Origin of the sequence: Kitasatospora sp. NPDC092286, from assembly GCF_044755565.1 — a bacterium.
GTDB lineage: Bacteria > Actinomycetota > Actinomycetes > Streptomycetales > Streptomycetaceae > Kitasatospora.
In genome coordinates this window covers 43,403-64,488 of the sequence record NZ_JBIVRD010000048.1, presented here as the reverse complement: position 1 = coordinate 64,488, position 21,086 = coordinate 43,403, and the positions used below count along the sequence as shown (strand labels likewise).

18 protein-coding genes are annotated in these 21,086 nt (G+C 73.6%); 11 read left to right on the top strand and 7 right to left on the bottom strand.

Annotation, left to right across the window (positions count from 1 at the left end; translation table 11 throughout):
• Positions 1 to 872: 872 nt before the first annotated feature.
• Positions 873 to 1,322 (bottom strand): hypothetical protein, encoded by a 450-nt coding sequence (locus ACIQIB_RS33970; RefSeq protein ID WP_400655307.1) that lies wholly within the window; start codon positions 1,320 to 1,322, stop codon positions 873 to 875.
• A gap of 183 nt (positions 1,323 to 1,505) precedes the next feature.
• Here ACIQIB_RS33970 and ACIQIB_RS33965 point away from each other — a divergent pair, with 183 nt between their 5' ends.
• From ACIQIB_RS33965 to ACIQIB_RS33955, 3 genes are all read left to right on the top strand, one after another.
• Positions 1,506 to 1,826 (top strand): hypothetical protein, encoded by a 321-nt coding sequence (locus ACIQIB_RS33965; RefSeq protein ID WP_400762731.1) that lies wholly within the window; start codon positions 1,506 to 1,508, stop codon positions 1,824 to 1,826.
• A gap of 27 nt (positions 1,827 to 1,853) precedes the next feature.
• Positions 1,854 to 2,015 (top strand): hypothetical protein, encoded by a 162-nt coding sequence (locus tag ACIQIB_RS33960; RefSeq protein WP_400762730.1) that lies wholly within the window; start codon positions 1,854 to 1,856, stop codon positions 2,013 to 2,015.
• 498 nt (positions 2,016 to 2,513) lie between these two features.
• Entirely contained in the window at positions 2,514 to 3,008 is a 495-nt protein-coding gene (locus tag ACIQIB_RS33955; protein WP_400655517.1) for a hypothetical protein, read from the top strand.
• On the opposite strand, the gene ACIQIB_RS33950 is transcribed toward ACIQIB_RS33955, so the two are convergent.
• Together ACIQIB_RS33950 and ACIQIB_RS33945 are read right to left on the bottom strand one after the other, a co-directional pair.
• Complete coding sequence (locus ACIQIB_RS33950; RefSeq protein ID WP_400762728.1) at positions 2,984 to 3,496, bottom strand: ATP-binding protein; 513 nt, start codon at positions 3,494 to 3,496, stop codon at positions 2,984 to 2,986. The genes ACIQIB_RS33955 and ACIQIB_RS33950 overlap by 25 nt on opposite strands.
• Before the next feature lie 315 nt (positions 3,497 to 3,811).
• Positions 3,812 to 5,446: an ABC-F family ATP-binding cassette domain-containing protein gene (locus tag ACIQIB_RS33945; protein WP_400762726.1), complete on the bottom strand. Its 1,635-nt coding sequence runs from the start codon at positions 5,444 to 5,446 to the stop codon at positions 3,812 to 3,814.
• A gap of 495 nt (positions 5,447 to 5,941) precedes the next feature.
• Here ACIQIB_RS33945 and ACIQIB_RS33940 point away from each other — a divergent pair, with 495 nt between their 5' ends.
• The 5 genes from ACIQIB_RS33940 (at position 5,942) to ACIQIB_RS33920 (ending at position 10,948) form a co-directional block, all read left to right on the top strand.
• Complete coding sequence (locus ACIQIB_RS33940; protein ID WP_400762724.1) at positions 5,942 to 6,607, top strand: TetR/AcrR family transcriptional regulator; 666 nt, start codon at positions 5,942 to 5,944, stop codon at positions 6,605 to 6,607.
• 79 nt (positions 6,608 to 6,686) lie between these two features.
• A complete protein-coding gene (locus tag ACIQIB_RS33935; protein ID WP_400762722.1) occupies positions 6,687 to 8,360 on the top strand; it encodes an MFS transporter in 1,674 nt (557 codons plus the stop codon).
• A 124-nt stretch (positions 8,361 to 8,484) separates the two neighbouring features.
• Positions 8,485 to 8,817, top strand: a complete 333-nt coding sequence (locus ACIQIB_RS33930; protein WP_400655291.1) for a DUF6204 family protein — start codon at positions 8,485 to 8,487, stop codon at positions 8,815 to 8,817.
• 64 nt (positions 8,818 to 8,881) lie between these two features.
• Positions 8,882 to 9,433: a DUF2087 domain-containing protein gene (locus ACIQIB_RS33925; protein ID WP_363611554.1), complete on the top strand. Its 552-nt coding sequence runs from the start codon at positions 8,882 to 8,884 to the stop codon at positions 9,431 to 9,433.
• A 582-nt stretch (positions 9,434 to 10,015) separates the two neighbouring features.
• Entirely contained in the window at positions 10,016 to 10,948 is a 933-nt protein-coding gene (locus tag ACIQIB_RS33920) for a JmjC domain-containing protein (protein WP_400762720.1), read from the top strand.
• Positions 10,949 to 11,100: 152 nt separating this feature from the next.
• On the opposite strand, the gene ACIQIB_RS33915 is transcribed toward ACIQIB_RS33920, so the two are convergent.
• Positions 11,101 to 11,232, bottom strand: a complete 132-nt coding sequence (locus ACIQIB_RS33915) for a hypothetical protein (protein ID WP_363611550.1) — start codon at positions 11,230 to 11,232, stop codon at positions 11,101 to 11,103.
• A gap of 248 nt (positions 11,233 to 11,480) precedes the next feature.
• On the opposite strand from ACIQIB_RS33915, the gene ACIQIB_RS33910 reads away from it, so the two are divergent.
• The 3 genes from ACIQIB_RS33910 (at position 11,481) to ACIQIB_RS33900 (ending at position 16,513) form a co-directional block, all read left to right on the top strand.
• Entirely contained in the window at positions 11,481 to 14,834 is a 3,354-nt protein-coding gene (locus ACIQIB_RS33910) for a lantibiotic dehydratase (protein WP_400762719.1), read from the top strand.
• A complete protein-coding gene (locus tag ACIQIB_RS33905; protein ID WP_400762717.1) occupies positions 14,831 to 16,126 on the top strand; it encodes a lanthionine synthetase LanC family protein in 1,296 nt (431 codons plus the stop codon). The genes ACIQIB_RS33910 and ACIQIB_RS33905 overlap by 4 nt, the downstream gene beginning before the upstream one ends.
• A 150-nt stretch (positions 16,127 to 16,276) precedes the next feature.
• Positions 16,277 to 16,513: a DUF5302 domain-containing protein gene (locus tag ACIQIB_RS33900; protein ID WP_363611544.1), complete on the top strand. Its 237-nt coding sequence runs from the start codon at positions 16,277 to 16,279 to the stop codon at positions 16,511 to 16,513.
• A 112-nt stretch (positions 16,514 to 16,625) separates the two neighbouring features.
• Here ACIQIB_RS33900 and ACIQIB_RS33895 read toward each other — a convergent pair whose 3' ends face one another.
• From ACIQIB_RS33895 to ACIQIB_RS33885, 3 genes are all read right to left on the bottom strand, one after another.
• Positions 16,626 to 17,525 carry a Gfo/Idh/MocA family oxidoreductase gene (locus ACIQIB_RS33895; protein WP_363611577.1) on the bottom strand — a complete coding sequence of 300 codons (900 nt, stop codon included), beginning with the start codon at positions 17,523 to 17,525 and terminating at the stop codon, positions 16,626 to 16,628.
• A 171-nt stretch (positions 17,526 to 17,696) separates the two neighbouring features.
• A complete protein-coding gene (locus tag ACIQIB_RS33890) occupies positions 17,697 to 19,334 on the bottom strand; it encodes an amidohydrolase (RefSeq protein ID WP_363611542.1) in 1,638 nt (545 codons plus the stop codon).
• Between the two features lie 89 nt (positions 19,335 to 19,423).
• Positions 19,424 to 21,007, bottom strand: a complete 1,584-nt coding sequence (locus ACIQIB_RS33885; RefSeq protein ID WP_400762740.1) for an APC family permease — start codon at positions 21,005 to 21,007, stop codon at positions 19,424 to 19,426.
• Positions 21,008 to 21,086: the final 79 nt, after the last annotated feature.

Here is a 21,086-nt window from a genome sequence, read left to right as displayed (position 1 = left end):
AACGTGACCAGATGGTTCCAACAAGCGTGTCCCGCAGGGTCGAAACCGCCAGGTCACCACACCACGCTGGTTCCAACTATCCTGTCTCGGCACAGTGACCTGTGCCGAAGCCCGATAACTGTCACATCGGCACGCGAACTCTCACCACGATCGTCTCCGGGGCCGGCCGAGCTGAGCCGGGACGCGATATGTGGAACCTGGCCAGGCAAATTGCAACCGAGGAGACGAAGCGGGCGCTGGTACCCGATCAGGCCGTCTTGTCGGTCCCGCGTTGTACGGTTCCTCGCGTCGGGCCGGACGGAGATCGCGAGGGACTCGCGGCCATGGGGGGTGGGTGTGGAAGGTCCCCGGCATCCAGCTCGGGACTGGAATGGGATCCATGTCCCCGCCCCTACATACAGCACACAGCCACCATCGGCTCGCAGATGGGTTGCAGAGCCAGGCCATCTGGTGCCGACAGGCGCGTCCCGTGGGCCACGAAACGCCGGCTCCCGATGTCCTTCCGGTTCCAGCTGCCGTGTCCCGGCTCACGAGCACGACAGGAGGACACGGGCTGTGACCGCAGGCACTCACCGCCCGACCGGTGCCCCCTGCGTCCGCCGACGCGACGCCGACGGCTGCGGGCCGGTTGTCCGGAGTTCGCGGCGGAGGCCGCCACCGGGATGTTCCGGTGGCGGCCTCCTGGTGGTGGGTGAGGTCAGCCGATGCGGATGAGTCCGGTCGAAATCTGTCGCCGAGCCTGGCCGGCAACCGCTGCCGTGCCATGCGCTCCGAGCCCACCATGGCCCGATGCCTGCGCCCCGGGAAGCCCGTCGGGAAACCGGCACCGGGAGCCTGCCGGTGCCGCGCGCCGCCGGTGGAAGCGACCGGCGTCAGGACGCGGCCGCGCGCGCCGCCTCCAACTCGGCCACCAGCCGCTTGACCCGCCTGTTGGTCCCGCCCGAGCCGTGGCCCGCCAGCATGTGCAGCTGGTCCGTCCCGCCGGAGGCCAGCACCAGCTCCGGGACGTCGGACGAGTAGACCGTGCCCTCCAGGACGGCCACCCGCACCTCCCGGATGTCCGCCCACACGTAGGAGCGCGCCCTGAGCAGCCCGGAGTACTTGACCCCGGCCGGCCCGTAGGAGACGCCGAACACCGGCGCGCGGAACGTCAGCACCGCACCCGGGACCCCGAGGATCAGGACCGGGATCAGGTGTTCCACCCCGCGCGCGGCCCTCTTCGTCGCCAAGCCCGTCGCCATCACCACGGCGATCAGCAGGCACACACCGCCCAGCAGGAAGTAGGTGAGCGACCAGGCCGTGCGCCTCTTCCGCTTCCGCATGTCCGTGTCCCCTTTCCGCGGCGCGCGGCACCGTCCGGGGTCCGGGGAGGCCGCCACCGCCCGTGGACCAGCATACGAACGGTGGCCGCGCCACGGAGGGGCAGGGCACCGGCGCGACCCGCAACCCCCTCGTCGCCCTGCCCCCGGCTGTCCGCCGCCTACGCCGTCGCGCCGGCCGTCGTCGTGACTCAGCCCCTCGCCGAGGTCGTTGGCACGGTCGCCTACGCCCATCTCGTCCCCCGCCTCACCGCCGGGCCCGCCGGGCTCGACACCGGTCAACCGGTGACGGAAACGCCCGCCCAGCACATCGCCCGCACGACCGAGCCCGTCGACTGCCCCTACCGCAGGCTCCGGCTCACACTCTGGCACCTTCCACCCGACGAATGGCACACCATCCTGACCCAGTTGCCGCCCGTCGACGGCGACCACTCAACCGATCCCGGCCGCGACGTCCACCTCGCGGCGTCCGCCCACATCTGGACCACCATCACAGGCAGCGAATGAGGCCTCGCTCCTTGCTTCGAGCCGCCGTTGACCAAGAACCCGCCATTGATCGGCCCCGGATGGCCCCAGCATGCGGCTCTGGAGCATATCCACAACCCGGCAGGAAACCGCTTCTGGGGAACCCTGCGGAAGATCCTCGACGACTACACCCAGCAGCTGACACAAAAGATCGACGCAACCCTCACCTGAGCGACCGTCTCACTCTCCGTAATCGATAGCCGCGAAGACCGCCAACTATCGCTTCCAGCTCGTGCAACCACCGGCACGAACCACGGGCCCGCCCGCCAACTAGCACTTCCGGTCACAGAGGTCGATCTTGCGGATGGGACAACCGGCCAGAAGCCGCCAGCTACCTGAGTTACAGCCTTACGACACGGCTCGTCAGTGGTGTGTCATAGGGTCCTTGGCAGTTCCTGTTCAAGATCAGCGACGGTGGTGAGGCCGAGGACGATCCGTACTTCCTCAACTTCGGCTACGGATACGGCTTCGCCTTCGTCAGCCCCGATCACCGCGAAGGTCGCTTCTTCTGGGAGTGTTCATAAAGTGACAGCTCAGACCCCATCGCAATGACCTTGGAACAGTTCATGTCCTCGTTGGACGAGTTGCAAGCCCTCCTGGGCGCCCCCGCCCAGGAGGTATCCGACACCGACATCTGGGGGGGACGTTGAACAGCACGTAGGCTCCGCTCTGCCCAGCGACTTCAAGACCTTCCTGGATGCCTACGGCAGCGGGGTCGTCTCCGGCGAACCCGTGGTCTTCCACCCGCGCGGATCGAGCCCGCTTCTGGAGCGCATGACCAAGACTCATCAGACGTTCTCCGAACGTCGACGCAGGGCCCTGGGCCGCGGCGACTCCCAGCGCTTCCCCTACGGCTTCCATCCCGAGCCAGGCGGGCTGATCTCTTGGGGGGACGACCACGGCGGCGACGAGCACTTCTTCCTGCCTTGCGACTCGGACCCAGACCGCTGGAAGATCGTCACCATGGTCCACGAGGAGGGCTGCGAGACCTTCGACGGCTCGTTCTCGAGCTTCGCCCTCACCTTCGTGAAGCGGCTCTTCGAGGTGGACCCGTACCACGGCGTCGATCCAGAAGCGCTGGAGTTCCTCGAACCGGAGGACCTGGAGGGGCTTGCCGCCGAGGACGGGATCGGGCCCGTTCAGCCAAGCTTCGAACCGTTCTGAGCTGGGCCACCTCGGGCACATAACCGGGCAGCGCTGAGCGCGACGCCGCGTGAGTACTCCTGGACCCAGCGGATCCCCTCGCGCCGCACCTCGGCCGTCAGCCTGCTCGACAGGGCGTTGGTGACGAAGGGGCCCATGCCGTAGCCGAACGCCACGTCGTGGCGGCCACCGGGCTTCGCCCCGGCGTGCATGCGGGTCAGCAGGGTTACGAGGCCGGGGTCGCCGACGTCCCGGGCGTCCTCGATGGGGACGCCCGGCCCGTCGTCGGTGACACGCACACCGCCGTCGGGTGTGAGAGTGATGTCGACGCAGCCGGCGCGGCCGGCCAGGACCTCGTTCACCGCCCGGTCGGCGACCTCGAACACCAGATGCCACAGGCCGCGTTCACCGGTCGAGCCGACGTACATTCCGGGCCGCTTCCGAACGGCTTCCGTCCCCTCCGGCACCTGGATGTGGCTGGCGTCGTACCTGATGGCTTCGTCACTCACGATATCCCCTCCGACGGTGTCCGGCAGAACTCCCCCAGCCTAGGCGAATCCCAGGAAAACACCAGGTCAGGTCATGTTTGCCGAAGGCGTGGGCGGGTGCGTGAGCGCCTGTCCGGAGTCGGTCGGCCCCGAGGTCGCGCACGGCCGCCGGATCGCGGCCGCGGGCCCGGCGAAGCCGCGTACGACACCGTTCCCGGCGGCCCCGAGGTCCCCGATTTCGTCAGTTCGCGCGTCCGCCCGAGGTGCCACGTCCACCGGCTTCACCGCCGAACCACCGCGACTTCGTGCCGGCCGGCCGCGTCACACGCCGGCGGCTCACACCGCGGGGGCTCCCGTCTCCTTCAGTGTCCCGTCGGCCAGCCGCAGCCAGCGGTTGACCCCGATCTCGGCGAGGAACCGCTCGTCGTGACTGACCACCAGGAAGGCGCCCCGGTAGGAGTTCAGGGCACTCTCCAGCTGGCCCGCGCCGACCAGGTCGAGGTTGTTGGTCGGCTCGTCGAGCAGCAGCAGGTGCGGGGCCGGCTCCGCGCACAGCACGCAGGCCAGGGTGGCGCGCAGCCGTTCGCCGCCGGAGAGCACCCCGACCGGCAGGTGGGCCCGGGCGCCGCGGAAGAGGAAGCGGGCGAGCAGGTTCATCCGCTCCGCCTCGGGCCGCTCGGGGGCGAACGCGGCGAAGTTCTCCGCCACGGTGCGGTCGAGGTCCAGCAGGTCCAGGCGCTGCGAGAGGTGGGCGATCCGGCCGTCGTTGCGCTTGATCTCCCCGCCGTCCGGGGTGAGGTCGCCGGTGACCAGACACAGCAGGGTGCTCTTCCCGGCGCCGTTGGGCCCGGTCAGCGCGATGCGCTCGGGCCCGCGGATGCTCAGGTCGACGCCGCCGTCGGCGAACACGGGTCGGCCGGCGTGGCGGACCTGCAGGCCCTCGCCGAGGAAGAGGTTGCGCCCGGCGGGCACCTGGGTGTCGGGCAGGTCCAGGGCGAGGCGCTGCTCCTCGCGCAGGGCACGCCCGGCCTCGTCGAGCCGGGCCCTGGCGTCGCCGACCCGGGTGGCGTGCATCTGGCCGGCCCGGCCCGCGGACTCCTGCGCGCCGCGCTTCATGGTGCCGGCGAAGATGCGGGGCAGGCCGGCGTTCTTGAGGTTGCGGGCGGCGTTGCTCGCGCGGCGCTCGGCGCGTTCGCGGGCCTGCTGCATCTCCCGCTTCTCCCGCCTCAGTTCCTGCTCGGCGTTGCGGACGTTCTTCTCGGCGACCTCCTGTTCGGCCCGCACCGCCTCCTCGTACATGGTGAAGTTGCCTCCGTGGAAGCGCAGTTCGCCGTTGCCGAGCTCGGCGATGTGGTGCATGCGGTCGAGCAGCGCGCGGTCGTGGCTGACCAGCAGCAGGCAGCCGTTGAAGTCGGCCAGCGCGTCGTAGAGCTTGTGCCGGGCCTCCGCGTCGAGGTTGTTGGTCGGCTCGTCGAGCAGCAACACGTCCGGGCGCTTGAGCAGTTGGGCGGCGAGGCCGAGGGAGACGATCTGGCCGCCGCTGAGCGTGCTCAGGCTGCGGTCCAGGGCGAGGCCGGCCAGGCCGAGACGGTCGAGCTGGGCCCGGGTGCGCTCCTCGATGTCCCAGTCGTCGCCGATGGTGGTGAAGTGCCGCTCGTCGACGTCCCCCGACTCCACGGCGTCGATGGCCCGGACGATCCCGGCGATGTCGAGCACCTCGGCGACGGTGAGGTCCGTGGTCAGGGGGAGGCTCTGGCGGAGGTGACCGAGCCTGCCGGTGACCGCCAACGAGCCGCTGGCGGGCTTGAGTTCGCCGGCGATCAGCTTGAGCAGGGTGCTCTTGCCGGAGCCGTTGGGGGCGACCAGCCCGGTCCGGCCGACGGGCACGGTGAAGGACAGGTCGCGGAAGACCGGGGTGTCGTCGGGCCAGGCGAAGGAGACGTTCGAGCAGACGACGGCAGCGTCGGACATGGAAGTGACCTCGAAGGGACTGAGGGCAGGCGTGAACTTCTGCCCCGGGCAGACATGGGAAAGGGGTACGACGAAACGGACCACCTCGGCGGCGCTCCTGAAGCACCGGCGGTGGCCGTCAGATCCGGATCTCACCCGGAGATGTCGTCGTCACCCGCCACGTCTGCCACTCCTCGATCACACGACTACAGGTCACGTCCAGCGTAGCAGGCACAGCGTGCCGTCGGGAGGTCGGACGGGCAGGCGCATGACGGGACGTCGATCGACAACTGCCCGCTCCGCGCAACCTCTTCGGGTCCTCGTTGACAGTCCGGGGAGCGCACGGACCACGGCGGGAAGTCGAAGCGGAGGGGCGTGGGCACGCTCGTTCGGGCGGATGGCCGGTATGACCGGTCGCCCGGGAGGTGGTCGGCCACCGGGGAAATGCGTTTCAGATACATCTCTGTATTGAGATACGGTTCTGTATCTGACAGGCCGTAAGAGGAGGCGCCCACCATGTCCAAACGACTCACCCGGCAGGAGAGCCGGGAACTCACCCGCGAGCAGCTCCTGCGTGCCGCAACCGAATTGTTCGCCGAGGTCGGGGTCAGCGGGACGTCGGTCGAGCAGATCGTCGAGCGCGCCGGCTACACCCGCGGCGCGTTCTACGGCAACTTCGAGGGCAAGCACGAACTCGTCCTGGCCCTGCTCGAACAGCGGACCCAGCACGAGCTGGAGGAGGTCCAGGCCATGACCCTCCGGGCCGACTCCTTCGACGAGACGATCGAGCACCTGCGGGCCTGGCACCGCGAGCGCGACCGGAACCTCGCCGGCTGGCTCGCCCTGCGCACCGAGCTCTGGCTCTACGGCCTGCGCGACCCGGAGCTGCTGCCGGTGCTGGCGGACCGGGAGCGGCGCTCCCGCGCGGCGTTCGCCCAGGCGCTGGAGCAGGGCTTCGCGGCCCGCTCGGTGACGCCGCCCGCGCCGGTCGAACTCCTGGCCCTCATCCTGCACTCCCTGGACGACGGACTGTCCATCCAGCGCGTGCTCTCCCCCGCCGACACCGGTACCGACACGGTCGTCGACGTGGTGGACCTCCTGATGCGGTCGTGGACCTCCCTCGCCCGGAACGCCGCGACCGCCGCCCCGGACTCCACCCCGGACTCCACCCCGGCACCGTGACCGGGGCGCCCGACGCACCCGTCCGAGGTCCGGCCGCACCCGGCCGCCTCCCGACCGACCAGGAAACCGGAGAAGACCCATGAGCGAGGCAGGGCAAGCGGAGCGCCCGGTCCAGACCGGCCGACCCGTCTCACCCGACGCTCCCGCGCCCGACCCCAGGCGGTGGCTCGCGCTCACCGTCCTGCTGGTCGCGACCTTCATGGACCTGCTCGACGTCAACATCGTCACCGTGGCGATCCCGAGCATCCAGCAGGACCTCGGCGCCTCCGCCGTGGCCCTCCAGGCGATGACCGCCGGCTACACGCTGAGCTTCGCCGTCATCCTGATCACCGGCGGGCGGCTCGGTGACATCTTCGGCCGGAAGCGGATGTTCCTGACCGGCGTCGCCGGGTTCATCGCGGCGTCCGCGCTGTGCACGGTCGCCCAGAACTCGGAGATGCTCGTCGGCTCCCGGATCCTGCAGGGGTTCGCCGCCGCGATCATGGTGCCGCAGGTGCTGGCGATCATCCACGTCACCTTCGCGCCCCAGGAGATCGGCCGGGTCGTCAGCCTCTACGCCGGCATGATCGGCCTGGCCATCGTCGCCGGCCCGATCCTGGGCGGTGTCCTGGTCGACTGGAGCCCGCTGGGCCTCGGCTGGCGGAGCATCTTCGTGGTGAACCTTCCGGTCGGCCTGGCCGCGCTGGCCGGCGCCTGGGCGTGGATGCGCGAATCGAAGTCACCGCACGCGATGCGGCTGGATCCCGTCGGCATGGTGCTGGCGATCATCGGACTGCTGCTGCTGATGCTGCCGCTCATGCTCGGGCGCGAGCTCGACTGGCCCGTGTGGAGCGTCGTCTCGCTCGTCGCCGCCGTTCCGGTCATCGTGCTGTTCGTCTGCTACGAGCGCCACAAGACCCGCAAGGACGGCTCGCCGCTGGTCATCCTCTCGCTGTTCAAGGTCCGCGCGTTCGGCGCCGGCATCGGCACCCAACTGCTCTTCAGCTGCGTACCGGCGGGGTTCTTCCTCAGCTGGACGCTGTATCTGCAGGGCGGCCTCGGCTGGTCCGCGCTGCACACCGGCCTGACCGCGATCCCGTTCTCGCTCGGCGTCCCGATCGTCGGCACCATCGCCGTGCGCACGCTGTTCCCCCGGTACGGGCGGTACTGCCTGATGGCCGGCTCGCTGATGATGACGGCCGGCGTCGCCTCGTACGCCTGGGTGGCGCAGCATCTGGGCACGGGCATCACCTCCTGGCACGCCGCGCCGTCCATGCTGCTGCTCGGCTCGGGCATGGGCCTGCTGATGGCCCCGCTCACCGGCCTGATCCTCCGTGAGGTCAAGCCGCAGGAGGCGGGCGCCGCGTCCGGCATCATCAACGCCACCGGCCAGCTCGGCGCCGCGCTGGGTGTCGCCGTCATCGGCGGGATCTTCTTCTCCGCCCTGGCGGGCAACGTCGGGGCGCAGGCCGACCGCGTCGTGCCGACCGTCCAGGCGGTCTCCGTCCAGCAGGCCGACGGCATCCGGGCCTGCGCGACCGACTCGCTCGGCCAGGACGACCTCACGGCGGTTCCGGCCAGTTGCACCGCGCTCGCCGCGACCAGCGACCGGGGCAGCCAGGACGCGATCGGCGGCGCGCTCGACGAGATCCGCGCCAGGACCTTCGTCGCCACCTACAGCGAGGCACTGTACTGGGCGGCCGGCGGTCTGGCCGTGGTCACCTGTCTGCTGTTCCTGCTGCCGCACCGGCCCCACCGACCGGCCGAGGCGTGATCCACGGCAGCCCGACTGCCGCCACCGCCCCAACTTCCGCCCGGCAGCGCCCGATTGGTTCACGCCACCGGCGACCGCCGTGGCGCCGGGTGCCGCTCGAATCCCTGTCTGGAGATCCGCGCTCATGAGCCGAAAGACCTACCAGGTCATCACCCAGGGCAAGTTCGCCCCGCTCGACGACGAGCAGCGCGCCGCCCTGCTCGCCCAGGCCGACGAACACGACCTGATGAAGGCCAGGTTCACCGAGGAGGGCACCGTCACCTACGACCGGGCCCTGCTGACGTTCACCTTCCGCGTCCTCGTCCCGGCCACCCCCGAGGACAAGCCCGAGATCGTCCTGGAGAAGGCGGAGAAGCTCACCGCCGAGGCCGTCCGCAGGCTGGGGGCCGGCTTCCGCGACCTCAAATCGAGGTCGACCGACCTCGACAGCATCAAGATCAAGCGGAAGGGACGCTGATCCGGCCGCCGGGTGCCGGGCCGTCCAGGCCGCCGGCACCCGGCAGCAGGAAGCGAACAGACTGATGACACCTGAAGAACTCACCCTTGTCCTGTCCGACCCCACCCTGCGGCGCGTGTTCGCCGCGGTCGCCCTGGGCTCGGAGACCTCCTCGGAGATCCTCGGCGCCTCGGGGCTCGCCACTCCGGAGGCCGCCAAGGCCATCGGGCAGCTCGTCCGGGCCGGAGTGCTCACCCAGGGGCGCGGCCGGCTCACCCTGGACGGCGACGCCCTCGCCACGGCGGCCGCGACCGCGGCGGCCCGGCAGGAGGAGCAGGCCGCCGCCGAGCAGCCCGACCCGCGCCTGCGCGGCTTCGTGCGCGGCGATGTCCTGGTCAGGCTGCCGGAGGAGGGCGACGAGGCCCGCCCGGCGGTGCTGCGGCACGTGGCGGAGACGGCCTTCGAGCGCGCGGAGGAGTACGACGAGCGCACGGTGACCGACCGGCTGGAGCCGTGGTGCGCGGACGGCGCGCCGGATGCCGTCTCCCTGCGGCGCAGCCTCGTCGACGCCGGGGCCCTTCAGCGCGACGCCGGCCGCTACCGGCTCGCCACGCCGGTGGACGGTACCCAGCCATGAGCCAACGGGTCCTGCGTGAACCCCCCGCAGGCAGGACCCGTCGTCACCCCTCCGAGGTCTCCCGCCGACTCCGCCGCCGACTCCGCTCAGGCCGCGCCGGGCCGTCGCGGCCGGCCGTTCCTCCCGGCAACCGGTGGACCACCCGGTCCACGCCAAGGCCGGTCCCCGCGGATGTGATGTTCCCCACGCGTGCCCGGATCGACCGGAGCGTGCGTTCGGGGCGGCGCCGGCGCCGGCCGGCCGGTCGGGGGTGGTGCCGGGGGCGGCGGCCGGTGCGGGCCCGCGCCGGGAGCGGGCCAGGTCCGCCCTTCCGGACCGCGCTGACCAGCGAGGACCGGGATCCGGCCGGCGGCCGGGGGTGCCGGTGGCCGTCGACGGCGTGACCGCCGGCCGCCCGGTCGGGGCGGCGATCCGTCCTGAGGGCGGGTTCGGCGGGTGGTGCGCGCCGACCGTCCCGATGTGGCGTGAAGCCGACCGGTCCCGGTCGGGCGGCGAACCGGTCGGTGAACCGGTTCCCGGTGTTCACCCGTAGGTTATCCAGCGGTCAGCAGGTGGTGGGCCGCCGAATGGAGGGAATGGACGATGACACGAGTACTGGCCGGTCTGGTGGGGGACACGGCGGCCTTCGCCAGGATGCTGGAGGAACGCCGGCCGGAGGTGTTCCGCACCGCCGAGTGGCCGCCCGGGCTGCCCCGGCCGAGCGAGTTGGACGCCGTGCTGTGGGGCGGCCTGCTGCGGGTGCCGTACGTCGAGATGGTCAAGGCCGGCGCGGTCGTCCCGGCCGCGGAGTTCTGCGCGGTCCGGACGGTGGCCGGGCGCCGGGAGGACGGCTTCGCCGATCCGGTCCGGATCGCCGCCCTGCTGGCCGAGGGCGCCTCGCTGCTGCTGCCGCAGCTGGACCAGTGGCACGCGCCCGTGCGCGCGCTGGCCGCCGACATCGCGGTCGAACTGGGCCGCAGGACCGAGGCGTTCTGCTTCGCCACGGGTGCCGGCCAACGCGGGCTGGACGTGCACCGGGACGACGCGGACGTGCTGGTCGTGCAGCTCGCCGGGGAGAAGGAGTGGACGGTCCACGAGTCCCCCGCCGACGGGCGCTGGCGCCCGGGGCTGGCCCCGGAGCCCGGGGCGGTGGCGCTCAGCACGGTGCTCCGGCCCGGTGAGGTGCTGTACGTGCCGCGAGGTGCCCCGCACAGCGCGACGGGCCGTCAGGGGCTGTCGGTGCACCTCTCGTTCACCGTCCGGGAGGTGGGCACCGGACAGCTGCGCGGCGCCGTCGGCGAGTGGCTGGCCGGCGGCGGCTGGGCGGACGGACTGCCGGAGCGCCCGGCGACCACGGCGGAGCTGCTGGCCACGGCCGCCGAGGTGCTCCGGCTGGGCCGCGCCCGGCTGGCCGGGCTGACCCCGGAGGAACTGCTGCGGCTGGCCCGGGGACCGCTGCCCGAGCCGCTGCCCGGGCCGGTGGCGGACGACGGTCCGGCCGCGGCGGGCCGGGGACCGCTGGCCGCCGGCGGCTGAGCGGACGGCCGGGAACGGCGGAGCGGAACGGCAGAGGGCACCGGCGATCCGCCGGTGCCCTCTGGCCTGCCTGGACGCGCAAGGGCGCGGCCGCCCGGACCGAATGAACGGTCCGGGCAACCGCGCCCTCCGGTACCGGTGCTGCCTCTGGATCAGATGCAGTACGGGCGGGTGCAGGACCCCTCACAGGAGATGCTGATGACAGCCTCCTCCTGCTCGCCGATCTCGGCCGAGACCAGGTCCTGCACGTCGAGGTCGAACAGCTCCTGCATGTCGGTGGCCATGGGGGCCTCCCTTCGTCAGTGCCGCGACTGACCGCGGCGAACTGATGCGGACGCTAGGCACTCGTGCATGGGTCCGACAATGACTGCGCACAGATGAATAGACAAATTCAGCCAACTATTGACAGCCCTCGATCAACAGTAGACAGCTTTCGATCTCCGGGATAGACACGACCCGACCCGCCGTCAGGGGCGCGACCCACGCCCGCACCACGGCGGTGACGGCATCGGCACGCGGCACGAGGAGCACGGTGGGCGAGACGCACGGAACGCGGCAGGACGGACCCTTCACCGCGACCGGCCCGGTCCTGCTGCGGACACCGGCGCTGCCGCGCTCGCAGCGCCGCACGGTCCCGGCCGGCCCCGAGCACCCGGCCGGCCCGGCACACTCGCCGACGCCGGGGCCCGACGGCGCCGCGCTGCGGGCCCTTCTCGCCGAGGCCGCCGCCGACCCGGCCCTGCGGGAGGCCATCGAGGTCTCCAGCCCCTCCCTGGCCGACCTGCTCGACCAGACCGCCGCCGGCGCCACGCCCCGCCCCGCCGCCCTGCGCCGGGCGGCCGAGGCGGTCAGCCGCTACCGGCTGCGGATGGCCACCCGGCCGACCCCGTTCGGACTGATGGCCGCCGTCGCACCGGCCCGGTTCGACGCGGCGGCCAAGGTCCGCTGGGACGGGGCGGACCGCCGCGTCTTCCGGCCCGACCTCGGCTGGCTGCTCCCCCTGCTGGACCGGCTGCGGACCGACCCGGCGGTGCTGCCCGGGCTGCGGCTGGCCGTGGACCAGCAGGCCCGCCTGCGCGGTGACCGGCTGGTCCTGCCCTACCTGCCCGAGGGCCGGCCCCGCGCCGGCGCCGAGGCGCAGCCGGTCGCCGAGCGGACCGTCCGGGCCACCGCCGTGGTCCGGGCCGCGGTCGAGGCCGCCGCCGAACCGGTCCGGCACGCCGAACTGCTTGCCGCGCTGGCCGCCGAGTTCCCGGCGGCCCCGGCCGAGGCGGTCGCGGCGCTGGTCCGCTCGCTGGTCGGACAGGGCTTCCTGCTCACCGACCTGACGCCCCCGCCGGACAGCACCGACCTGCTGGGCCATGTCCTCGACCGGCTGCCCGCCGGCCACCCGGTGCACGCCGAACTCGCCGCCGTCCGGGACGTGCTGACGCGAGCCGCCGCCCTGCCGCGCGGACGGGCCACCGGCCTGCTGCGCGAGGCCCGGGCCCGGATGACCCGGCTCGCCCCGGCGGACCGCCCGCTCCACGCGGACCTCGCGCTGGACGCCGAGGTGGTCCTGCCGAACCAGGTCCGCACCGAGCTGGAGCAGGCCGCCGCGGTCCTCTGGCGGCTGTCGCCGCCGACCACCGCACCCGAGCATCTGCGCTCGTACCACGTGGAGTTCATCGAGCGGTACGGGACGGACAGCCCCGTCCCGCTGGCCGAACTGCTCGACCCCGACACCGGCCTGGGGCCGCCGGCCGGCTACCGGCGCCCGGCCGGCGGGCGCGGCTCGGCCAACCCGCAGCCGTCCCGCGCCCGTACCGACGCCGACGCGGCCCGCGACCGGCTGCTGGCCGAACTGGCGGCGGGCGCCCTCGCCGACCGGGGGCCGGACGGCCTGCTGCCCGAAGTGGTCCTGGACGACGACCTGCTGGCCCGGCTGACGCCGCCGCGCAACGGGACGGACGGCGCCGCCGACACCCCTCCCGCCTCCCTGGAGCTGTACGCCGAACTGGCGGCGGACTCCGTCGAGGCGCTGGACGCCGGGGACTTCCGACTCGTGCTCTCCCCGGTGGCCGGCAGCGACCGCGCCGGGGCCACCTTCGGCCGCTTCGCCACCCTGGTCGCGGGTGCGCCGGGTGCGGGTGCGCCGGCGGACGACCCGGCCCTCGCCGGTGCGGCGCTGCTGGCCGAGGCCGCCGGGGCCGGCGACGACGACGCGCTCGAAGCGCACCTGGAGTTCACCCCGTACCGTCCGCGCCACGCCAACATCGCGCTGACCCCGCGCTGGCTCGACCACCGGGTGGTGGTCAGCGCCTTCGCCGACCCGGGCGGCCCCGCCGTGCTGCCGCTGGACGACCTGGTCGTGCTGGCCGATCCCGAGCGGCTCGCGGTGTACTCCCGCCGCCTCGGCCGGGAGGTCAGGGCCACCACCCATCACGCGCTCAACCTGCGCAGCGGCGCGCCCAACGCGGCCCGCTTCCTTCAGGAGGTGACGCTGACCGGGCAGCGGCCCTGGCAGCCCTGGGACTGGGGCGCGGCGAGCAGCACGCCCGCGCTGCCCCGGGTCCGCCGGGGCCGGGTGGTGCTGGCCCCGGCCGCCTGGCGGCTGACCGCGCCCGTCCCCGCCGCCTCGGCCCCGTTCGAGCAGTGGGCCGAGGGGCTGGCCCGCTGGCGCCGCCGCTGGGGGGTGCCGGCCGCCGTCCGGCTGGTCAGCGGCGACCAGCGGATCAGCCTGGACCTCAACCTCCCGTGGCACCAGCAGCTGCTGCACAGCCAGGCGCGCTCCGCCGGGCCCACCGTGCTCCAGGAGGAACTCGCCCCCGTCGGCGACGGCGGCTGGCTGCGCGGGCCGGACGGCGCGCGGACCGCCGAGCTGGTGGTCCCGCTGCGCCGCAGGGCGACCCCGCCGGCGGCGGCCCGGCCCCGCCGCCCGCTGCCCGCCCGGCACCACCGGACCGTCGAACTGCCCGGCGGCTCCTGGCTGTTCGCCCGGCTGGTGGCCACCGAGGCACGTCAGGACGAGATCCTGGCCGACCACCTGCCCCGGCTGGTCGGCACGCTGCCGGGCGAGGTGGACCGCTGGTTCTTCATCCGCTACCAGGACCCGGCACCGCATCTGCGACTGCGCTTCCACGGCGCACCGCAGGCCCTCGCCGGGGACCTGCTGCCCGCGCTGCACGACTGGGCGCTGGAACTGCGCCGGGCCGGGCTCGCCGCCGACCTGCGCCTGGAGAGCTACGCCCCGGAGACCGACCGCTACGGCGGCGCCGAGGTGCTCGCGGACGCCGAACGGGTCTTCCACGCCGACAGCCTGGTCGCGCTCGCCGCGCTGCGGCTGGCCCGGGCCGAACGCGGGCTCTCCCGGGAGCTGCTGGCCGCCGTGAACATCGCCGGCACCGCGCAGTCCTTCCTGGCCGGCCGCGGTGGGCCGCCGGCGGACCGTCCTGCCGCCGACACCGGCACCGTCGCCGACGCCGGGTCACGTGGTCCCGGAGCCGGACCCCGGCCCCCGGCAGCCGCACCCGGCGGACCGTCGGCCGGCGCGTGGCTGGCCGCGGTGTACCCGAAGTCGCACGAGCACCACCAGGCGTTCCGGGCCCTGCGCGCGGCCGCGTTGCGGGCGATCGGCCCCGACGGGCCGACCGCCCCGGCCGGAGGCCTGCTGCCCGCCGATCCCGCGCTGCTCGCGGCCTGGCAGCAGCGGGCGGCCGAACTCGCGCGGTACGCGGCCCGGTTGGACCCGCCGTCGGTCGACCCGGTGCTGGCCTCGCTGCTGCACATGGGCCACAACCGGCTGGTCGGGATCGACCGCGAGGCCGAGCGCCGGGCCTACGCGCTGGCCAGAGGAGCCGTCGAGGCCCACCGGGCCCGCCGGTCGAGCCCGAGGGAGGCACGATGAATGCGACGGAGACCGTGCGCGCGGTGACCGAGCTGCTCAGCAGGCCCGACGCGGCCGAGCCGCCGGGCGGCCCGGCCGCCGACGGCGGGCCCGGCGGCTCGCCGCAGGGCGCGGCGCACGCGCTCGGCTCCGGTCGCAGCGGTGCCGCGCTCGCGCTCGCCGTCCTGGGCGAGGACGACGCCGGGCTGCGCCGCGCCGCACACGGGCACCTCGCCGCCGCCGTGCGGTCCCCCGGGGCGATGCGGGGCGGCGGGCTCTACTCCGGTGCCGCCGCGATCGCCTTCGCCGCCCGCACCATGGCCCGGCGCCCCGACGAGTACCGCACGCTGCTCGACGGGCTGGTGCCCCGGGTCCGGCAGGCCGCCGCCGGCCGCACCGCGGGGCTCCGCGCCGACCTGGCCGCCGGCGCGGGCCTGCGCGCGCACACCTTCGACACCGTCTCGGGCGCGGCGGGCCTCGGCCGGCTGCTGCTCGCACTGGAGCCGCACGGACCGGCGCTGGCCGACCTGCTCACCGCGCTGGTCGAACTGGCCGGGCCGGGCGACGGCGTGCTGCCGCGCTGGTGGACCGCCGGCGGACCGGGGCTGCCCGGCGCGGATCCGGAGCACCCCCGGGGCCATCTCAACCTCGGTCTGGCACACGGGGTTCCGGGACCGCTCGCGCTGCTGGCGCTGGCCCGGCTGCACGGCGCACGCGTGCCCGGCCAGGACGAGGCGATCGAGGCGCTGGCGGGCTGGCTCGCCGCCCGGCGGGTCCCCGCCCGCCCCGGCACCGGCGGCCCCGGTACCGCCCACGCCGACACCGCCCACCCCGGCACCGGCGGTTCCTGGCCGATGACCGTGCGCATCGAGGACGAGGAGGCCGGCCGGCTGCCCGCCGACCCGCCGACCCGGGCGGCCTGGTGCTACGGAACCCCCGGTGCGGCCCGCGCGCTCTTCCTGGCGGGCACCGCCCTGGGCCGCTCCGACTGGCGGGCCACCGCCGTCGCGGCCCTGGCCGACACGCTGCGCGACCCGTCCGGCTGGAATCTCGACGGTCCCGGCCTCTGCCACGGCACCGGCGGCCTGCTGCGGATCGCGCAGCGCATGGCCGAGGAGTCCGGATCCGCCGAGCTGGCCGCACACCTGCCCGCGCTCGCCGCCGCGGTCGCGGCCGGGCTCGACACCGCGCTCGGTGCCGACGGGCCGTCCGGCCTGCTGGAGGGGACGGCGGGCGCGGCCCTCGCCCTGCACGCCCACGCCCGTGCCGGCGACACCGGCCAGGAATGGGACGCTTTCCTGCTGATCTGCTGATGATCTGCCGGTCCGCCGCACCGGCCGGGCCCCTCACGTCGACGGACCTGAGGGGCCGGCCGGTGGCCGCGCGGCCGGCGCACCCCTCGGGACGTGGCATTGTGTGCGGTGAGCGCGTGATCCGGCTCCACCCCGTCCAGGAGGTCCTGCATGAGCAGCGATACGCATGACATAGCGGCAACCGACGTTTCCGAGGCACCCGCGGCCGGCGAGGCCGCCGCGCCCGCCCAGGACGACGTCAAGGCGAAGTTCCTCGCCGCCTTGGAGCGCAAGCACGGCGTCCGCACGGACGGTGCGGGCGGCGGCCCGGGCGCCGACGGCAAGATCCACGGTGCGCACAGCGCGGCCGGCGGCAAGCGCAACTTCCGCCGCAAGAGCGGCGGCTGAGCCTCACCGGGGTGAACAGGGCGGGCGGTCTCGGACGAGGCCGCCCGCCCCTCGCTCGTACCGGGGCGCCCGGCGCGGGTCGCGGCCCGGCGGTGCCGGGCCGCCGCCGGTGTCAGGCGGACTCGATCCGCTCGACGATCAGCTCGCACAGCTCGTGGGTGCGCAGCGCGTCGCGGGCGGTGAGGGTCTTTCCGGCCCGGAGGGCCTCCAGGAAGGACTGCACCACCTGCTCGATGCCGCGTTGGCGGGCCACCGGGACCCAGTCGCCACGGCGGCGGACGGTGGGCTGGCCGCGGTGGTCGATCACCTCGGCGAGGTTGACCACCTCGCGCTTGGAATCCGCGCCGGAGACCTGGAGGATCTCCTCGGTCGAACCCGAGACGCGGTTCATGATGCCCAGCGCCGTGAAGCCCTCACCGGCGAGGGTGAGGACGACGTGCTCCACCAGACCGTTGCGGGTGCGGGAGCGGACGTCCACGTGCTCGATCTCGCCGGGCACCAGGAACCGCAGGGTGTCCACCACGTGGATGAAGTCGTCGAAGACCAGGGACCGGGCCGCCTCGGGCAGGCCCTCGCGGTTCTTCTGCAGGACGATCAGGTCCCGCGGGCGCTCCTTGGCGAGCAGGTAGCCCGGGGCGTGGCGGCGGTTGAAGCCCACCATGAGCGAGCGGCCGGTGCGCTCGGCGAGGTCCACCAGCCGGCGGGCGCCGTCCAGGGTGTAGTCGAGCGGCTTGTCCACGTAGACGTCCACGCCCGCGGTGAGCAGCTGCTCGACGATCGGGACGTGCTGGTCGGTGGCGGCGTGCACGAAGGCGGCCCGGATGCCGGAGCCGATCAGCTCACCGAGGTCGGTGAAGCGGTGCCCGGCGGCGATCCGGTAGGTCTCGCCGAGGCGGTCGAGCTTGGCCCGGTCCCGGGTCATCAGCCGCAGGTCCAGTCCGGGCAGGGCGGTGAGGACCGGCAGGTAGGCCTTCTGCGCGATGTCGCCGAGGCCGATCACCCCGACCGGCAGCACGGCATCGGGAACGGCGGTCTCACTCATGGAAGCTCCTGCTACGGGACGGACGGTCATCAGGCGGATCCACCCTACGCGTCGGGCACCGGCGACAGCCGGGGCCGTCCTCCGCACGTGTCACGTGCGGAGGACGGGGCGGGCGAGGGGCCACGGCCAGGACGCCGGACCTCACTCGGCCGAGTGCACCAACGCGCCCCCCGTATAGGTCCGGAGGACCCTGGCCTCGCAGATCTCCTCCGCCGGCGCGGCGAAGACGTCGCGGTCGAGCACCACCAGGTCCGCCAGCCGGCCGACCCGCAGAATCCCGGTGTCGTCCAGGCCGCTGACGTGGGCCGAGCCCGCCGTGTACGCGGCGATGGCGCTCGCCAGGTCGAGGCGCTGCTCGGGAAGGAAGACCCGGCCGTCGGTGGCTTCGGGCTCCATCCGGTTGACCGCGACGTGCAGGCCGGCGATCGGGTCGGGGCTGCTGACGGGCCAGTCGCTGCCGGCCGCGAGCGTGGCACCGGCCCGCAGCAGGGAACCGAACGGGTACTGCCAGGCCGCGCGTTCGGGACCGAGGAAGGGGATGGTCAGCTCGTCCATCTGCGGCTCATGGGCGGCCCACAGCGGCTGGATGTTGGCGATCGCGCCGAGCCGGGCGAAGCGTGGCACGTCGTCGGGGTGGACCACCTGCAGATGGGCGAGGTGGTGCCGGGTCGCGCGGCGGCCGTTGGCGGCCCGAGCGGCCTCGACGGCGTCCAGTGCTTCGCGCACCGCGCGGTCGCCCAGCGCGTGGAAGTGCACCTGGAAGTCGAGCCCGTCCAGCTCGGTGACGTAGGACCGCAAGGCCACCGGATCGACGAAGCTCAGACCGGAGTTGGCCGTGGCGCAGCCGCAGGCGTCCAGGTACGGGCTGCCCAGGGCCGCGGTGAAGTTCTCCGCGATGCCGTCCTGCATGATCTTGACCGAGTCCGCCCGGAAGCGGCCGTGGCGCAGCGCCGCCCGCCGGGCGACCAGCTCCGGGATCTGCTCCGCGCCCCGATCGCGGTCCCACCAGAGGGCGCCGGTGACCCGGGCGGTGAGGGAGCCGTCCCGGGCGGCGGCGAGGTAGGCGTCCGAGGGGTCGGGCTGGCCGTTGAACTCGCCGAGCAGGGCGTCCTGCCAGCCGGTGATGCCGAGCGAGTGCAGCAGCGCCTGGGCCCGCAGCAGCCCGGCCAGCCGTTCGGCCGCGCTCGTCGGCGGGACGAGCCGGGCGACCAGGCCGGTGGCGCCCTCCTGGAGGACGCCGCTGGGCGTGCCGTCCTGCTCCCGCTCGATCCGGCCGTCGGCCGGGTCCGGGCTCTGCCGGGTGAGACCGGCGAGTTCGAGCGCGCGGGTGTTGGCCCAGGCACCGTGGTGGTCGCGGTTCAGCAGGTAGACCGGGCGGTCGGGGACCACGGAGTCGAGCAGTTGCCGGGTCGGCAGGCCGCCGTCGAAGCTCTCCATCGACCAGCCGCCGCCGGTGATCCACGCCCGCTCGGGGTGGGTATCGGCGAACTCGCGGACGCGCCGGAGGTACTCGTCGACACCGGTGGTGCCGGTGAGGTCGCACTGGGCGAGCTCCACGCCGCCGTAGACGGCGTGGATGTGCGAGTCCTGGAAGCCCGGGAGCAGCAACTTGCCTCGCAGGTCGATCACTTCGGTCTTCGGGCCGATCAGCTCCCGTACCTCGTCGTGGCCGACGGCCGTGATCCGCTCCCCGGTCACGGCGAGGCTGCTCGCCCGGGTCCGGGCGGAGTCCCCGGTGTGGACGGGACCGTGGGTGAATACCAGGTCTGCCTGGTGCATGGACGTGCTCCAACTGGGGTCGGCGGTCTTCGGGGGGACCGCGGTGGGAAAGGGCGGCGCAGCGCGCGGACGGGACCGCGCGGCGTCCGTCAGACGGTGCGGGCCGAACTGCCGCTGCCGGCCGGGATGTCGGCGGCGAGCGGGCCGTCGTCGCCGGCCCGGCTGTCGGCACCGGCCCGGCCGTCGGCATTGCCCGCTCCGAACCCGGCGGTGAAGTACGGCGATCGGCGGTGCCAGCGGGCCCAGGCGGCGGCCAGCAGGCCGGAGCCGACCATCAGCACCGGGATCAGCAGCTCGAACCAGCCGTTTTCCGCGGAGAGTTCGAAGTGGTCGGCCGAGTCGTAGAAGCTCCAGGCGAGGTATCCGCCGACGCCGAGCAGGGTGGCCGCGCCGAGCAGCGGGGCGACGACCGCCCGCAGCGCCTCGACGGGCGAGGTGCGCAGCAGGGACCGGAAGCGGACGGCGGCGGCGACGGCGGTCAGGGCGTAGTAGAGGGCGACGACGATGCCGATCGCGTTGACCGTGGCGGAGATCAGCGAGCTGACGGTGGGAATGACCAGCGACAGCAGGGCGAGGGCGGTGGCGATCGCCGTGACCAGCAGGGTGCCCGCGGCGGGGGTCCCGTGGCGGGGGTGCAGGCGCGTCCAGACGGGTCCGAGGGTGCCGTCGCGTCCCATCGCGAACATTCCGCGCGCGGTGGGCACGACGGAGGCCTGCAGCGAGGCCATGGCCGAGAAGGTCAGGGCGATCAGCGGCAGTGCGGCGAGCGGCTGGTCGGCGAGCCGGTTGCCGAAGTACGTCAGGCCCTGCGCCCCGTTGCCGACCAACTCGTCGATGGGGAGAACGCGCTGGAAGGCGGTGCCGGCGAGCACGAAGAGCAGCATCATCACGGTGAGGGCGATGAAGCCGCCGCGCGAGGCGTCGCGCGGGTCGCGGACCTCCTCGCCCACGCTGAAGACCGACTCGAAGCCCCAGTAGCAGAACACCGCGAGCACCATGCCCTGGGCGAGGGCGTGGAACGAGGGGATGGCCAGCGGATTGAACCAGTCGAGCGAGAAGGGCTGGTCGCCGGCGAACAGGCCGTATCCGCAGAAGCCGAGCAGCACGACGTACTCGAAGATCAGCAGGTACTTCTGCAGCCGGGCGGCGAGGTCGAGCCCGCGCACCGCGACCAGCGCCGACGCGATCAGCACGACCATGCCGAGGGCGGTGCACTGAAGGGTGGAGTCCGGGCTCAGGGACAGGCCCGCGACACTGTGCACGTCGGCCGCACCGAGCAGCTGGATCAGCGCGGATCCGGTCACCGTGGTGGTGTAGGCCATGAACACGACCGTGCCGAGGATGTTGACCCAGCCGGTCAGGAAGCCCAGCCAGGGGTTGAGGGCCGCGCCCACCCACCGGTAGCTGCTCCCGGCGTCGGGGTCGACCCGGTTGAGCCGTCCGTAGCCGCCCGCGATGGCGAGGACGGGCAGGAAGGCCAGTCCCATGATCGCCGGCAGGTGCAGACCGACGATGCCTGCCATCAGACCGAGTCCGATGCCGATACTGCTGGTGGCCGCCGTACTCGATGCGGCGAGCGCCACGGCGCCGCCGACGCCCAGCGACCTGCGCAGTGCGGGCCGGGTGGTCCCGGTGGTCCGGGTTCTCGGGTCTGGGCCCGCGTCGTTGAGCAAGTTTGCCAACGGGTCACCGCCGTCTTCGTGGGGGGGTTCGGCCGAACGGGCCGGTGGCAGGCCATGCAACCCGCAAGCC

Excerpts from the sequence above, each read along its gene's own strand:
- ACIQIB_RS33930 (WP_400655291.1), top strand. The coding sequence starts at position 8,485 with ATGAGCCGAAAGACCTACCAGGTCATCACCCAGGGCAAGTTCGCCCCG.
- ACIQIB_RS33900 (WP_363611544.1), top strand. The coding sequence starts at position 16,277 with ATGAGCAGCGATACGCATGACATAGCGGCAACCGACGTTTCCGAGGCA.
- ACIQIB_RS33940 (WP_400762724.1), top strand. The coding sequence starts at position 5,942 with ATGTCCAAACGACTCACCCGGCAGGAGAGCCGGGAACTCACCCGCGAG.
- ACIQIB_RS33905 (WP_400762717.1), top strand. The coding sequence starts at position 14,831 with ATGAATGCGACGGAGACCGTGCGCGCGGTGACCGAGCTGCTCAGCAGG.
- ACIQIB_RS33935 (WP_400762722.1), top strand. The coding sequence starts at position 6,687 with ATGAGCGAGGCAGGGCAAGCGGAGCGCCCGGTCCAGACCGGCCGACCC.
- ACIQIB_RS33890 (WP_363611542.1), bottom strand. The coding sequence starts at position 19,334 with ATGCACCAGGCAGACCTGGTATTCACCCACGGTCCCGTCCACACCGGG.
- ACIQIB_RS33970 (WP_400655307.1), bottom strand. The coding sequence starts at position 1,322 with ATGCGGAAGCGGAAGAGGCGCACGGCCTGGTCGCTCACCTACTTCCTG.
- ACIQIB_RS33915 (WP_363611550.1), bottom strand. The coding sequence starts at position 11,232 with ATGGCCACCGACATGCAGGAGCTGTTCGACCTCGACGTGCAGGACCTG.
- ACIQIB_RS33920 (WP_400762720.1), top strand. The coding sequence starts at position 10,016 with ATGACACGAGTACTGGCCGGTCTGGTGGGGGACACGGCGGCCTTCGCC.
- ACIQIB_RS33945 (WP_400762726.1), bottom strand. The coding sequence starts at position 5,446 with ATGTCCGACGCTGCCGTCGTCTGCTCGAACGTCTCCTTCGCCTGGCCC.
- ACIQIB_RS33925 (WP_363611554.1), top strand. The coding sequence starts at position 8,882 with ATGACACCTGAAGAACTCACCCTTGTCCTGTCCGACCCCACCCTGCGG.